This window comes from Amycolatopsis sp. CFH S0740, assembly GCF_004522315.1.
Classification (GTDB): Bacteria; Actinomycetota; Actinomycetes; order Mycobacteriales; family Pseudonocardiaceae; genus Amycolatopsis; species Amycolatopsis nivea.
On the sequence record NZ_SDLS01000004.1, the window covers coordinates 175,278 to 190,452 of the forward strand.

Here is a 15,175-nt window from a genome sequence, read left to right on the forward strand (position 1 = left end):
GACGCCTCCGACAGCCGGGCTATTCCACCGGACGGCCGGATTTCGCGCTCCGCCAATCAGCCGCCACCGTTTCGCGGAGGATGCGTTGCGCGGTCATCCGGGTCGCCTGCAGCGACGAATGCGCTTCCCGTGAATTGAACACCCGGCGCGGTGCCGCCACGCTCAGCGCGGCGACGGCCGTCCCTGTCACGTTGAACACCGGGACCGCCGCGGCGAGCAGCGCGCCGGGAACGCGCGGGTTGAACGACACCTCGCGCTGCCTGATCTCGCGCAGTTCCGCGCTCAGCCACGCCGGGAGACCGCCGCCGTTCTCGTCCTCGCCGCGGTAGCCCGCGAAGACCGCGAACCGCGCCGCGAGACCCGGGTCGAACGCCATCAGCACGCGTCCCGCCGCGCTTCCGGCGAGCTGCGAATCGTTTTCGATGCGCTCGGCCAGCGAGCAATAGCCGCTGCTGTAGATCAAATGCACGAAATCGACGACATTTCCGCTGGCCACGCCGAGCCCGACCAGGTAGCCGGTGCGCCAGTGGATGTCGATCAGGGACGGGAGAATGCCTCGGCGCAGCCGTTGCAGTTCCTGTGTCGAACCAGGTCTGGCGAGACGGCACACGGCTTCCCCGTGCCGGTAATGGTATCCCGCCCGCACGACCATTCCGTATCCCTGCATCTCGGCGAGAAGCCGGTGCACCGTGCTTTTCGGCAGCCGCGTCGACCGCGAAATCTCGCTCAGCGTTTCGATCCCTCCCGAATCCCGGATAGCGCCCAGGATCGAAAGCGCCCGGGGAATCGGCCTGCGCGGCACCACGCTCGGGCAAGCCCACCGCCCGTTGTCGTCGCTCATAGTCACGACCGAAACCTCCACCGAATCCGCGAAAATCCCTCTCGTGCCCGCGCGGAGTCTCCTTCCCGCGCGCGCCGGGCGAGGCCGCGCGACCGCCGCCCCGCGCGGCCCTCGCGCCTCCGCCGTTCCCGGGCGGCGCCGCGCCTCGCCGCCGCCCGATTCGTTCGCCACCCACGTCTTTCCCGAGACAGTCCTGCTCTCGCGCCTTCATGCTTGCCCAGTGCCGCGTCCGGCACAACCGGACGCACCCGTTCACTGAAAGAGATCGCCCCAGTGGCGCAGCGCGCTGGCCCGCCCGCCTCGTCGTGCGACAAGTCCGTCCCCGGAACCGGTCGCGGCCGGTCACGCTGCGTCGCCGTCCCGGGTTTCCGCGCCGTCGTGGTCGCACGCCGTGACAATTGCTTCCCACCGCTTTTCGTCCGTCGGAGAACCAGGGCGAAAGACCGCGCGGAAATCCCGGCGAACAATCGGCCAGGGCCGAGAATATTCCCGGCAGTCCCGCGTTTCCGCCGGAGCGCGTCGGCGGACTCCGGGCAGCGCCGCCGTCGCCCGCGACCCGGGAGCCCGCGGTCGGCGGGCGGCGCCAGTTCCGGAGCGACGATCGACCGGACCGGCCACGACGGCGAGGGTGGCGCCGTCCGTGCCGGTCGCGGGAGAACCGGCCGATCCCGTTTCGGGCGACCGCCGCTCCTCCGCCGGACGACAATACCAGCACTCAGTAGCCAGTGAGCGACTAAACGTGGACGCAGAGCAATGTTCCAGACCGCGGAACAGGGTCTTGACGCACCGTCGGGTTTCCGTTCCGGACCGGGAAGTGCGTTTCCCTCACGCAGCCGTCGCCCGGGCGGTCAGCCGCGCGCACACCCGCAGGATCGTCCGCCGGTCAACAACATGCCACGACCGCCCGGCAGCAAGCCGCCGAAGCTCCGCGTCCGGCTCAAAAGCCAGCGCCTTGCCCACGCACGAAAAGACTTCGGCGTCCGAGGCCGAATTCCCGATCGCCAGGGAGTTCTCCGCGTCGAATCCGGTCGCTTCGGCGAGACAGCGCACGAAGGCGAGTTTGCCGCCGGCCGCACCGGGAGCGGACAGCAGGCGTCCGGTGAACCGGCCGTCGGCTACCTCCACGACGGCACCGTGTCCGCCGGACAAGCCTAGGTCGAAAGCCGCCTCCTGGACCGGGAAATCGTGGTTGCCCGACAACAAATGGATCCGGCAGCCGCTCGCCCGCAGCAGGGAAAGCAGTTCCGGGACAAAGGAAAACAGCATGCCCCGGCGCGCCCGCCAGGTTTTCTCCGCCGCGAACCGGGCCTGTGCGACCGACGCGCCTTTCAACGCGAGCGCGTACAGCCGGTAGATCTCGTCCAGGAGCCCCGGCGGCGCTTTCTCCGCGGCCGCGTACTGCGCGATGGCTTCCAGGCAGGACAAGCCCGCTTGCCGGTCGCAGGCGCCGTCGTCGAGGAGGGCCCGCAGGTAATGCCGCGAAGTGTGCCCGGGCAGCAGGGTCCCGTCCAAGTCCAGAATGGCGTATTTCGCCGCGGGGTTCCTGCCGCACCGATTCTTCGCAGCCACGAAAACAGTCCTTCCGCGCGCGCGTTCACCGATTGTCCGGGCTGACGGTACAACGGCGCGCGTCCGGGCAGCGCAGCTTGTTCCACGGCCCGGGACACCCCGGCCCGCGACGAGCGTCAGCTGATCAACCGGCGGGCGATCCCGGCGCGGGTGGTCAGGTCGAGTTTGTTCAGCACCCGCGCCACATGTGCGTCCACGGTGCGCGGGCTCAAGAACAGCTCGGCCGCGATTTCCTTCGTCGTCAACCCGCGCACCACCATTTCCGCCACTTGCCGTTCCCGCCGCGAAAGCGCCCGACCGCCCGGCGGCGACTCCAGTTTTCGCCGTCCGGCCAATCGTCGCTGCACTTTTGTCGTCTCACGCAGCAACGCGCTCGCCCCCGCGCTCTGGAACACCTCCCGCGCCTCGCCGATCCGCTGCGTCGCGGCGTCGAAGTTTCCCTGTCGTCCCAGCACTTCCGCGACCAACAGCACTGCCCGACCGCGATGCAGCACCATCGCCGCCCGGCCGAACGCGACGGCCGCTGCGGAAGCGTCCGTCAACGCGGCAGCTAGCTCGTTCTCGGTCGCTGCCACCGTCGCGCGCATCAGCAACGCGAGGCCGAGGTCGCTCTTCAATCCAGTGGCCGCAGCCCGTTCCATTGCCTCAGCCGCTCGTCGGCGCGCCTCCGCAGCCGCGCCCTCCGCGAGGGCGACCCGGCAATCCTGCGACAATCTGGCTACCAGCAACGGATTCGCTGTCCGCTCCGCCGGCTGCTCGACCGCGCCGGGGAACATGCCCAGTTCGAGACCCGCCTCGGTGAGGATGTGCTCCACCGTCCGCCGCCACCACGCGACCGTCGGCCGCGGCATTTTCTCCACCGTGCGCCATTGTTGCTCGGCCGCCGACCGGTCTCCGGTCGCGAGAAGCACCCGCAACTGGATCGCGGCGGCTATCGGCACGACGTCGTCATGGCCGAAGCGGGTCGCCGCGGTTTCGGCTTCGGCAGCGGCTTCCGCCGCCTCCGCAAGCCGCCCCAGTTTCCACAGCACGTAACCGCGCACCGAGTACAGGAACGGCAAGCCCTGCCTCAGCCCCGGCGTGCTCAGCTGCAACGCCCGGTCCAGCAGAGCGAGCGCGCGCCGGTCGTCGTCAAGGAAGCACGAGGCCCAGCACAGCGCGGGCACGGTGTAGAGGACCGAACGCAGTTCGCTGTCGTCGAGCAGGTCGAACCCGTCGGCGGCGGCCTGCTGGGCGTGCCGGGCCTCGGCAGTCCGCCCGGCGCAGGCCAGCCCGATGGCAGCGAGCGCCGCGATCGCGGCCTGCACCGCGGGCCCCGCGCTCGGATCCGCCGCCGTCCGACGGAGCCGCTGCTGCGCGCCGACAGCGTCGCCGTCCAGCAATTCCAGATGTGCCAGTTCAAGGTGGGCCCGCGCGTCAGCCTGGCCCGACGCGGCGATCGCAGCCTCGGCGATCGACCGCGCGCGGCGAGTGCGGCCGAGGGCGTGCTCGCACCGAGAAAGCAGCGCCAGCACCGGGGCCGACTCCGGCAACGCCACCAGCAACGCACGGGCGGCGGCCGGTTGCCCGGACGCCAGCAGCGCTTCGGCCCGGAGGACGGACAGACGGCAGTGCTCGTGCCCGCCGCGCATCCGTTCCGGCAGGTTCGCCACCGCCGCGCCGAGCCAGCGGGCGCACGCCGCGGGATCGGTGCCGAGCACCTCCTCCCCCGCCGACGCCAGTTCGCCGACCGCCACCAGATCGTGGCGGTACAAGGACTTCTCGAGGTGATACGCGCGCAAGGTGAGCGGCGCGTCAAGTTCGCGCAGGTAAGCCGCCGCCCGGTGGTGCGCGCCCGCCGCCCAGCCGCGTCCGGCGAGCCGCGCGGCGGCGGCGCGGACCAACGGGTGCCGGAACCGCAGCCCCGCGGCCCCGCCCGTCAGCACGCCCCGGCACAGCAGCCGTTCGATCGCGTAGCCGACCTCAGCCCGGGGCAGCACAGTCATCGCCTGGACCAGATCCGCGTCGAGGATCGCGCCGCCGCACGCTGCGGCTTGGACGACCAGCCGCTCAGCCTCCGGCAGCGCCGACACCTCGGCGAACAGCACCCGTTCCGCCGGCAGCATCGGCCGGTCTTCGGCCGCCGGGCTGTCGTCGTGGCCCGGCCACTCGTGCGGCGGCAAATCGGCCAGCAGCAACAGGTACAGCGGAATACGCTCGGCCGCGGCGGCGATCCGCGCCCGCTCAGCATCGTCGTGCCCTGGCAAGAGGCGAGCGACCTCGGCGTCGGTGAACGCGGGCAGCGTCACGTACCGGGCCGGGACGCACTCGGAATGCAGCAACCGGGTCAGCGCGGGCTGCCGCTGCCCGTCGCGGACCGACAGCACGAGCCGCCGGTCGTTCCCCGGTCTCGCGACCAGCGACATCAACAGCCGCAGCGAAGCTTCGTCGGCCCATTGCGCGTCGTCCACCACCACCAGCGATTCCGGACCGAGCGCCTGCGCCAGCCGGCGGGAGAACTCCGGCGCGCCCCCGGGCACCGCGCACACCGGATCCGGCGCCCGCCGGGCGACTTCGGCCAGCAGCCGGGTTTTCCCGATCCCCGGCCGTCCTTCCACCACGGTCACCGCGGCCGCGCGGTCCAGGCACGCGGCCAGTTCCGCCGCCCGGCCGACAAACTCCTTCTCGACCATGCTTCTCCCCCTTCGCCCGACCAGCGAATTGCGGTAATTCTACGGATGCTGGCACCCGATATCTTGCGGTTTATTTGAGCCCGGGACAAACCCCGGTAAATCTGCCGGGCAAGCGGGAACAGGTTAGTGCCCGCACCCCGGCCCGGGCTATCGGCCAACAGGGAGAACCTCGGCCGCGCGCCCGGCCGGTGACGAATCTCGCAGGAGGATCGGTGAGCAGCAGCGGACCTGGGCGTTTACCGCGACCGGGACGAAGGCCGGGCGGTCGATCGGACCGCCCCGGCGAAACGTTACCGAAATGGTCCGAACACTTTCCGCAGCCGACCGGACACGCGTTGCCCGCGATTACTCCGGAGTTCTTCCGGATCACCACTGGTGAGCACTCCCGGGGAAGTGCGGGCAATGCTGCTCCGATCGGCCGAATTGCGCGTCCGGCCGCGAATAACCGCTCAACGGAAAAGCGCTCCGAACGGCGACGGCACAATTGCCCTCACGCGGATCGGCGGCGGCCGGAATGAACGCCAAACGGGTTCTGGTGGCCGGGGCCGGGCTGGCCGGTTCGCTCGCCGCGATCCACTTCGCGCAGCTCGGGCACCAGGTGGAGATCCACGAGCGCAGGCCGGATCCGCGCGCGGCGGGCGCGGGCGCGGGCCGGTCGATCAACCTCGGCCTTTCCCAGCGCGGAATCCGGGCGCTGGACCAGGTCGGGCTGCTCGGCCCGGTGCTGGCCGCGGCCGCCCCGATGCGCGGGCGGGTGATCCACCAGCGCGACGGCGAGCTGGATTTCCAGCCCTACGGCAGCCACGAGGACCAGATCCTGCGCTCGGTGCTGCGCGACGACCTCAACCGCATCCTGCTCGCGAAAGCCTTGGAGTACCCGAACGTCCGCGCGCGCTTCGGAGTCACCCTCACCGATCTCGACCGCGGATCGGCGACCGCGGAACCCGTCTGCACTTTCGCCGGCGACAGTGGTCCATACCACGCCTCCGCGGACCTCGTCGTCGGCGCGGACGGCGCGTTCTCCGCCGTGCGCACCCGGCTGCTGCGCGGCCTGCCCGCCGACTTCCGGCAGCGCGTCCTGCCCTGGGGCTACAAGGAGTTCGCGATCGCCGCGGGCCCATCCGGCGCGATGCGCAGCAGTCCGGACGCCCTGCACGTCTGGCCGGGCGACGACGGGCTGATCGTCGCCCACCCCAATGTCAACGGTTCACTCACCGCGACCGTGTTCCTCCCGCTGTCCGGCGAGCAGAGCTTCGCCACGCTCACCACCGAGAAATCGGTGCGGGCGCTGTTCGACACCCGCTTCCCCGACGTGCGACGGCTGGTGCCCGACATCGTCGAGCAGTTCCTCTCGCATCCGACCGGACATCTGGTGACCGTCCGGAGTTCGCCGTGGCAGCACGAGGGCCGCGTGGTGCTGATCGGCGACGCCGCCCACGCCGTGTACCCCTTCTACGGCCAGGGCATGAACTCGGCGCTCGAGGACTGCGCGGTGCTGCGCGAATGCCTCGCCGACGACGACTGGGCCGAAGCCCTGCGCACCTTCGAACGACGCCGCAAACCGCACACCGACGTCCTCGCGGACCTTTCCGAGGAGAACTTCGACGAGCTGCGCTCCCGGGTCGCCTCGCCGCTGTTCCTGGCCCGCAAGAAGGCGGATCTGGTGCTCAGCCGCGCCTTCCCGAAACGCTGGATGCCGCTCTACACCATGGTTTCGCACACCACGATCCCGTACGCCGACGCCTTGCGCCGTGCCCGGCGCCAGCACGCCGCGCTGGCCTGGGGCACCGGTGCCGCGGCGCTCGCCCTCGCCTTGACCGGCGGCGCCCTCGCCCGCGGACGGGGCGCCGGACCGCACTCGCCTGGAGACCGAAGCTGATGCTCATCCATCCGACCGATCCCGGCCGCGTCCTGGTGGAGCGGCACGACCTCGACCCGCTCGCGCTGCCCGAACGCCTGCTGCGGTACGAGATCCACCTGCGGGCGATCTTCGACTGGGGCCGCGGCTACCTGTCCGGCCCGCATCCCGACCTCGGCCGCGCCGGCAACGTCTGCCCGTTCGCGCAGCCGTCGCTCGAGCGCGGCCGGTTCTACCTCGCCGTCGAACCGGGCGTCCCGGCGGCGGGCCCGCGGCTCACCGAAACCCTGCACCGCTACCGGGACTGGTTCCTCGAACTCGCGCCGCGCGGGCACCCGAGCGCGCAGCTGACCACGATCCTGCTGCTGTTCCCGGACGCGCCGCCGGACGACCGCTCCGGCGTGGTCGACACCGTGCAGCACGCGCTGAAGTCGGAGTACGTCGCCGAGGGCCTGATGATCGGCGAGTTCCACAACGGCCCGCCGGACAAGGGCGGGCTGTGGAATCCCGCGTTCCGCCCGCTGCGCAGCCCGGTGCCGATGCTGGTGGTGCGGCACATGGTGCCGACCGACTACCCGTTCCTGCGTGCCGATCCGGACCAGGCGCGCGCGTACCTGCGGCTGTTCGGCGACCAGGTGCCGGTCCAGCTGCGCGAACTGGTGGAGCACGACCGGCTGTCCCGCGAACTCGACGAAACCGAGGCCGACCAGGCCGGAATCGGGGCGCCGTGAACGTCTTCCCGTGCTCGCCCGGCCAGGAACGGCTGTGGTTCCTCGACCGGCTCGACCCCGGCTCGCCGGTCTACCACGTGCCCACCGTGCTGCGGCTTTCCGGACCGCTCGACGTCGAGGCCCTGCGCCGCGCTTTCGCCACGATCTCGGAGCGGCACGCCGCGCTGCGGACGGTTTTCCGGGAGAACGACGGTGTTCCCGAGCAGGTCGTCACTGAGAACGGCTTCTCGTTCGAGGTCCGCGCGGTCAGCGAGGACTCGCTCGAAAAGGCGGCCTCGGCGGAGATCCGCACCCCGTTCGACCTGACCGCCGGGCCGCTCGCCCGGGTCCTGCTCCTGCGCCAGGCCGAGGACCAGCACGTTCTGGTCATCACCCTGCACCACGCGATCGCCGACGGCTGGTCGGTCTCCCTGCTGCTCGACGAACTGGCGGAGAGCTACCGCGCCGAGCTGACCGGTGCGGAGCCGAACCTGCCGCCGCTGCCGATGCAGTACGCGGATTTCGTGCGATGGCAACGAGAACACCTCGACGACCCCGAAGGCGTCGAGGTGCTGCAGGAGTGGGCGGACCGGCTCCGCGGCGCGCCGGAGCTGATCACCCTGCCGACCGACCGTCCCCGGCCCGCCACCGCGACCTACGCGGGCGGCATCCACGAGTTCCAGTTCCCGCCCGCGCTCACCGAGGCCATCCGCACGCTCGCGGATACCGCTGGCGCAACCGTTTTCATGACCGTGCTGGCCGCTTACCACGCGCTTCTCGCCCGGTACAGCGGCCAGGACGACGTCGTGGTCGGCACTGTCGTCGGGCAACGCTCGCAGGTCGACACCGAGCGCCTGATCGGCTTCTTCGTCAACACCGTCCCGGTCCGGATCTCGACCGCCGACGACCCGACTTTCGCCGAGTTGCTCCTCGACGTTTGCGACACGTTGGTCGACGCGCTCGGCGGCGCCGAAATCCCGTTCGAGCGCGTGGTCGAGGCCGTCCGTCCGGAACGCAGCCTCGGGCATTCGCCGATCTACCAGGTCGGTTTCAACGGGCACGGCGACGGCGCGTTGCCGCAGCTGACCGGGCTGACCGTCACCGACTTCGCCGGTCCGCACACCGGCACCGCGAAGCTCGACCTGATGCTCGGCGTCCGCGACGAAGGCCACTGCCTGCACGGATACCTCGAATACCGCACCGACCTGTTCGACAAAGCCGCCATCGCCCGCTTCGCCGAGCACCTGTGCACCTTCCTCACGTCCGTAACCGCCGACCCCGCGCAGCCGATCGGCGCGGTCTCCCTGGTGGACAACGCACAACGCCGCGCGGCCCTCGACAGCGGCATCACGCGTCCGCTGCCCGCAGCCACCGCGCTGGACCTGATCGCGCCGCACGTCCGGGACCGCGGTTCAGCGGTGGCGATCGCCGGTTCGCTGACCTACCGCGAACTGGACGTCCGGGCGAACCGGCTCGCGCACGCCCTGCGCCGCCGCGGCGTCGGCCCGGACGTCCCGGTGGGGCTCTGCGTCCGCCGCTCCGCCGAGATGGTGGTCGCGCTGCTGGCGGTCTGGAAGGCCGGCGGCGCGTACGTCCCGCTCGATCCGGAATGGCCGCTGGAACGGCACGCTTACGTCGTCGAGGAGGCCGGCGTCCGGATCGCCGTCGTCGACCGCGAAACCGCCGGACGGCTGCCCCGGTTCGAGACCGTGCTGGACGTCGACCTGGACTACGCCGAGCCGGACACCGCGCCGGACGTGGCGCACGACCCGGCCGACCTGGCGTACCTCATCTACACCTCCGGCTCGACCGGACGGCCCAAAGGCGTCGCCGTGCCGCACCGCGGCGTGGTCAACCTGCTCACCGGCTTCGCCGACCGGCTCGGCGTGACCGAGGACGACGTCTGGGCGTCGGTCACCACGCTGGCGTTCGACATGTCGGTCCGGGAACTGCTGATCCCGCTGATCCGCGGCGGCACGGTCGCGGTGATCAGCACCGAAGACTCCGCCGAACCGGTCGCGCTGGCGCGGCGGCTGGCGGACTGCGGCGCGACGATCCTCCAGGCCACGCCGACGCGCTGGCGGATGCTGCTCGCGTCCGGCGGCGTGCCCGCGAACGTGCGCGAACGGCTGTGCGGCGGGGAGGCGCTCGACCGGGAACTCGTCGACGCGCTGTCCGACGGCCGAGTCTGGAATCTGTACGGCCCCACGGAAGTCACGATGATCGTCGCGGCGGGCACGGTGACCAGCGCCAGCCCGGTCGTGCCCTTGGGCCCGCCGCTGCCGAACACCCGGCTGCACGTGCTGGACGGCGGGCTGAACCCGGTCCCGCCCGGCGTCGCGGGCGAGATTTTCGTCGGCGGCGCGGGGATCAGCCGCGGTTACCGCAGCCGTCCCGGCCTGACCGCGGAACGGTTCGTGCCGGACCCGTTCGCCGCCGACGGAAGCCGCCTCTACGCCACCGGCGACCTCGCGCGACGGCGCGCCGACGGAACGCTCGAGTTCCTCGGCCGCACCGACCACCAGGTGAAAATCCGCGGCCTGCGCATCGAACTCGGCGAGATCGAAGCCCGGTTGCGGGCCGATCCGCAGGTCTCCGACGCCGTCGTGCTGGCCCGCCCGGCAGGCCCGGACGACGTGCGGCTGGTCGCCTACGTCGTGTCCGAGGACGCCGAATGGGCACCGCTGCGCGAACGGCTGTCCGGACAGCTTCCCGCGTACCTGGTGCCGCAGACCGCCGTGTTCCTCCCCGCGCTGCCGCTGACCAAGAACGGCAAGACCGACCGCACCGCGCTGCCGGAACCGGTTTGGGAGTCCCGCGAAACGGACCGGGTCGCGCCGCGCGACGCCGTCGAACGCGAACTGGCCAGGCTGTGGCGGGAGGTGCTCGCCGTCGAGGACCTCGGCGTGCACGACGATTTCTTCCACCTCGGCGGCCATTCGCTGCTCGCCGCGCGGCTGCTGGCGAAGGTGCGCGAGCACTTCCAGTCCAGCGTCGGCCTGCGGACGCTGTTCGCCGCTCGCACGATCGCCGCCTTCGCCGCGGCGCTGCGGGCGGCCGAGTCCGGACCCGGGGTCACCGACGAGATCGCGCTCCTGCGGGAACGGATCGCCGCACTGCCCGACGACGAGGTTCTCGCCCTCCTCCACGCCGATTCCCCTCCAGGAGCGCATCGATGACGCACGACGAGCGAGAGCGGCTGTTCCGGCTGCTGGCCGCGCGCGACGGCCTCGGCGCCGCGACCGGCTCGATCCCCCGCCGGACCGGCGACGCCCCGGTTCCGCTGCTGCCCGCGCAACGGCAGCTGTGGTTCCTGGACCGGCTCGGCGCGAGCGACGGCGTGTACACGATCTCCCAGTCCTGGCGGCTCACCGGCGCGCTCGACGTCGAGGCGCTGCGCCGGGCACTGGCCGCGGTCGTCGACCGGCACGACGCGCTGCGAGCCGGGTTCGCCGAAGCCGACGGCGAGCCGGTGCAGATCCCGGCACTGCCCGGAACCGCACCAGAACTGTCCTATGTGGACCTCCGCGGGGCGCCGGACGACGCGGATCAGGTGCTCGCCGCCGAACGAGCCCGGCCGTTCGACCTGACCAGCCCACCGCTGGTGCGCGGCCTGCTGGTCGCCCTCGCCGACGACGTGCACCTGTTCGTGCTGACGCTGCACCACATCGTCGCCGACGCCGCGTCCGTCGGGATCCTGCTGCGCGAACTGTCCGCGCTCTATCCGGCGAACGCTCCGGCCCTGCCCGCGCCGCCGGTGCGGTACGGCGACTACGCGGCGTGGCAAGCGACCAAACCGCTGGACGCGGGCGAGCAGTACTGGCGCGAACAACTTCGCGACGCCCCGGCGCTGCTGGAACTGCCGACCGACCGCCCGCGTCCGCCCGCCGAATCCTTCCGCGGCAACGGTCATTCCTTCCGCCTGTCCACCGACCTCACGGCCTTCTGCCACCGGCACGGCGTCACCGTCAACACCGTGCTGCTGGCCGCGTACGTGCTGCTGCTCGCCCGGCACGCCGGTCAGGACGACGTGGTGGTCGGCATGCCGATGCGCGACGAGACGGTGCCGGGGATCGAACAGTGCGTCGGGATGTTCGCCAACACCGTCGCCGTCCGGACCCGGCTGACCGGAGATCCGACCGTCGCCGAGGTGCTCGCGCAGGTCCAGGGCGCCTGCGTCGGCGCGCTGGAGCACCAGAGCTATCCGTGGGAACGGGTGGCGCAAGACCTGCGGCCGGCCCGCGATCTCAGCCACAACCCGGTGTTCCAGGTGATGTTCGTGCTCAACTCGGCCGGGGCCGGGCTCGAACTGCCCGGCATCCGCGCGGACTGGCTCGACCTCCCGGTGACCACCGCACGCTTCGACCTGACCCTCGCGCTCGCGACCACTCCCGACGGCATCGAAGGACAGTTCGACTACGCGACCGACCTGTTCGATGCCGCGACCGTCGCCCGGTTCGCCGACCAGTACGAACACCTTCTGCGGGCCATGCTCACCGCCCCGGACGCACCAGTGTCCACAGTGGACGCACTGCCCACCGCGGACCGGATCCGGCTGCGCAATGGCGGTCATCCGGCCCCGCCGGTGGTCTCCGACGGAACCCTGGTCACCACGCGCATCACCCGGCAAGCCACGCTCACCCCGGACGCCATCGCGGTCGAGGACGACGAGTGCCTCACCTACGCCGAACTGGTTTCCCGTGCCCGCCGCATCGCCGCGGCCTTGCACGCTTCCGGCGTCCGGCGCGGAGACGTCGTCGCGCTCGGCCTGTCCACGGGCGCGATCACCGGCCTGCTCGGCGTCCTCCTGGCCGGTGCCGCGTACCTGCCGCTCGACCCCGGACATCCGCCCGCACGGCTGGCCGAACTCCTGGCCGACGCCGCTCCAGCCGCCCTGCTCACCGACCACGACCTCGCGTTCGACGGCCCGGTGCTGCACCCCGACCGGCTGCCCGAAGGTGCCGCTCCGGAACTCTCGCTGGGACCGGACGACCTCGCCTACGTCATCTACACCTCCGGCTCGACCGGAGCCGCGAAACCGGTCGCGGTATGCCATGGCGCGCTCGCCGAACTGGCCGAATCCTTCCGGAAGCTGCACGGATTCGGCCCCGGCGAACGGGTGCTGATGATCCCGCCGCTGACCTTCGACGCCGCCGCGGGCGACATCTTCCCCGCGCTGGTCTCCGGCGCGGCCGTCCTGCCCTGGCGCGACCCGGCGTCGCTCACCGGCCCCGGCCTCGTCCGGCTCTGCCGCGACCGCGGGATCACCATGGTCGACACCGCGTCCGCGCTGTGGCAGAAGTGGGTGGCCGAGCTGGCCGCGGAAAACACCGCGTTCGACTGTCCATTGCGGACGATGATGGTCGGCGGGGAAGCCGTCCCGACGACCGTGGTGCAGACGTGGGCAGCGCTCACCGACGGCCGCGTCGAACTGCACAATCACTACGGCCCCACCGAAGCAACCGTTTGCGCGACCAGCTACCTCACCTTCGACGCCGGCGAACTCGACGGCCGGGTGCAGCTGCCGATCGGCGATCCGCTCCCCTACGTCCGCGCCTACGTCGTCGACGACCGGCTGCGTCCGGTGCTGCCCGGCGCCCCCGGCGAACTCTGCGTCGGCGGCGACGCTCCCGCCCGCGGCTACCGAGACCGACCCGGCGCGACCGCGGAGAAGTTCGTTCCGGACCCGTTCTCCCCGGTGCCCGGCGCACGCGTGTACCGCACCGGCGACCTCGCGCGTCTCGACGGCGAAGGACGGCTGGAATTCCTCGGGCGCGTGGACCGACAGCTGAAAGTCCGCGGCCACCGCATCGAACCGGCCGAGGTCGAAGCGGCCTGCCGACGCCACCCCGGCGTCCAAGATGTCCTGGTCACCGCCCGCGCGAACCGGCTGGTCGCCTACCTCGTCGGAGACGTCGATCCGCTGGCTGTCCGCTCCACGCTCCGCGCCGCGCTGCCCGGCTACCTGGTCCCGGACGCCTTCGCGGTGCTTCCGGAGTTGCCGCTCAACGCGCACGGCAAGGTCGACCACCGCGCGCTGCCTGAACCCACCGACGCCACGACGTCCGCGTTCACCGAGCCCGAAGGCGAACTGGAGCAACGGCTCGCCGTGATCTGGGCCGCGGTGCTGGACGTCGACCGCATCGGCCGCGACGACGACTTCTTCCTGCGCGGCGGGCATTCCCTGCTGGCCGGGACGCTGATGGCGAAGGTCCGTGCGGAACTGGACGTCGAGGTCCCAGTGCGGACCCTCTTCGAAGCCAGCACCCTCGCCGCCTTCGCCGACGCCGTCCGCGCTCCCGGCTACCGCGAGGACGACCGCCTCGCCGAGGTGCTCGCGGACGCCGTGCTGCCCGCCGACATCGACGCGCGCCGCAGTCCCGCGCAGGCCGAGGCCGCGATCCAGCGCGCGATGGCCCCGCGGATCGCCCTGCTGACCGGAGCGTCCGGGTTCCTGGGCCCGCACCTGCTCGCGGATCTGCTGCGGCACAGCGACGTCGTGGTGCGCTGCCTGGTCCGGGCCGCCGACGCCGCCGAAGGCGCTGCCCGGATCGAGCAGGTCCTGCGGGACCACCTGCTGTGGGACGAGCGTTTCCGTCCCCGGATCATCGCTGTCCCCGGCGACCTCGGCGCCCCGCGGCTGGGCTTGTCCTCAGCGGACCTGGACGCGGTCGCCGCGGACCTCGACGTCATCTTCCATTGCGGCGGCGAAGCGAACTTCCTGCGCCCGTATGCGCAATTGCGGCCCGGCAACGTGCTCGGCACCATCGAGTTGCTGCGGCTCGCTTGCCGCGGCGACACCCCCGTGCATCTGGTGTCGTCGCTGGGCGTCTACCCGCTGGACCGCGACGCGGTGATCACCGAAGACCTCCCGCCTGACGACCCTGCCGGGCTGGACCGCGGTTACGAACAAAGCAAATGGGCCGCCGACCGGCTGGCCCGGGCCGCACGCGAACGCGGTCTGCCGGTGAGCGTCCATCGTCCGGCGCGGGTGACCGGGCACAGCCGGACCGGCATCGGCCCGCTCGGCGACCGCTTCGCGAACCTGCTGCGCTGCCTGGTGCTGCTCGGCTCGGCGCCGGCGGAGGACTTCGACATCGAGGAGGACATGGCCCCGGTCGACCACGTCGCCGCCGCCATCGGCCACCTTTCGCGGCGGCGCACCGGGTACGGCTGCGATTTCCACTTCCACAACCAGCGCACGATGCGGTTCGGCGAGGTCGTCGCGGGATTGCGCGAATTCGGCTACCCGATCGAGGCGATCCCGTTCGAGGACTGGCACACCGCGCTGGCCTCGGCCGCCGCGGAGACGGCGGACCCGGCGCTGAGCGCGATCACGGCGATGGTCGAACGGACGTCGCCGCCCCGGCGGACGGTCTTCGACTGCTCGCACACCGAGGTCGTGGTCGCGGCGGGCGGGCTGGTGTGCCCGGCCGCGGATCGCGTTCTGCTGCAACGGTATCTGGCGCATTACGTCCGGATCGGGCACCTTCCCGCCGCCACCCGAAAGGAGCACCGTTGACCA

Annotated in this window: 7 protein-coding genes; 4 read left to right on the forward strand and 3 right to left on the reverse strand. The window is 71.7% G+C overall.

From position 1 onward, the window contains the following. Positions 1–19: 19 nt before the first annotated feature. From EIZ45_RS09475 to EIZ45_RS09485, 3 genes are all read right to left on the reverse strand, one after another. Entirely contained in the window at positions 20–841 is an 822-nt protein-coding gene (locus EIZ45_RS09475) for an IclR family transcriptional regulator (RefSeq protein ID WP_134730982.1), read from the reverse strand. 825 nt (positions 842–1,666) lie between these two features. Then, positions 1,667–2,410, reverse strand: coding sequence for an HAD family phosphatase (locus tag EIZ45_RS09480; protein WP_167754241.1), 744 nt, complete (start codon positions 2,408–2,410; stop codon positions 1,667–1,669). A 116-nt stretch (positions 2,411–2,526) separates the two neighbouring features. After that, entirely contained in the window at positions 2,527–5,082 is a 2,556-nt protein-coding gene (locus tag EIZ45_RS09485; protein ID WP_134662284.1) for a LuxR C-terminal-related transcriptional regulator, read from the reverse strand. Between the two features lie 514 nt (positions 5,083–5,596). On the opposite strand from EIZ45_RS09485, the gene EIZ45_RS09490 reads away from it, so the two are divergent. The 4 genes from EIZ45_RS09490 to EIZ45_RS09505 are packed head-to-tail and all read left to right on the forward strand — an operon-like array spanning position 5,597 to position 15,172. Next, positions 5,597–6,961, forward strand: a complete 1,365-nt coding sequence (locus tag EIZ45_RS09490; protein ID WP_205669841.1) for an NAD(P)/FAD-dependent oxidoreductase — start codon at positions 5,597–5,599, stop codon at positions 6,959–6,961. Then, positions 6,961–7,671, forward strand: a complete 711-nt coding sequence (locus tag EIZ45_RS09495; protein WP_037813042.1) for a DUF6875 domain-containing protein — start codon at positions 6,961–6,963, stop codon at positions 7,669–7,671. Before EIZ45_RS09490 ends, EIZ45_RS09495 begins: the two co-directional genes overlap by 1 nt. Continuing rightward, on the forward strand, positions 7,668–10,829 hold the full coding sequence (locus EIZ45_RS09500) for a non-ribosomal peptide synthetase (protein WP_134662285.1): 3,162 nt from the start codon (positions 7,668–7,670) through the stop codon (positions 10,827–10,829). Before EIZ45_RS09495 ends, EIZ45_RS09500 begins: the two co-directional genes overlap by 4 nt. Beyond that, positions 10,826–15,172, forward strand: coding sequence for a non-ribosomal peptide synthetase (locus EIZ45_RS09505; RefSeq protein ID WP_134662286.1), 4,347 nt, complete (start codon positions 10,826–10,828; stop codon positions 15,170–15,172). Before EIZ45_RS09500 ends, EIZ45_RS09505 begins: the two co-directional genes overlap by 4 nt. Positions 15,173–15,175: the final 3 nt, after the last annotated feature.

Coding starts and splice junctions, on each gene's coding strand:
- EIZ45_RS09495 (WP_037813042.1), top strand. CDS start 6,961: ATGCTCATCCATCCGACCGATCCCGGCCGCGTCCTGGTGGAGCGGCAC.
- EIZ45_RS09490 (WP_205669841.1), top strand. CDS start 5,597: ATGAACGCCAAACGGGTTCTGGTGGCCGGGGCCGGGCTGGCCGGTTCG.
- EIZ45_RS09485 (WP_134662284.1), bottom strand. CDS start 5,082: ATGGTCGAGAAGGAGTTTGTCGGCCGGGCGGCGGAACTGGCCGCGTGC.
- EIZ45_RS09475 (WP_134730982.1), bottom strand. CDS start 841: ATGAGCGACGACAACGGGCGGTGGGCTTGCCCGAGCGTGGTGCCGCGC.
- EIZ45_RS09505 (WP_134662286.1), top strand. CDS start 10,826: ATGACGCACGACGAGCGAGAGCGGCTGTTCCGGCTGCTGGCCGCGCGC.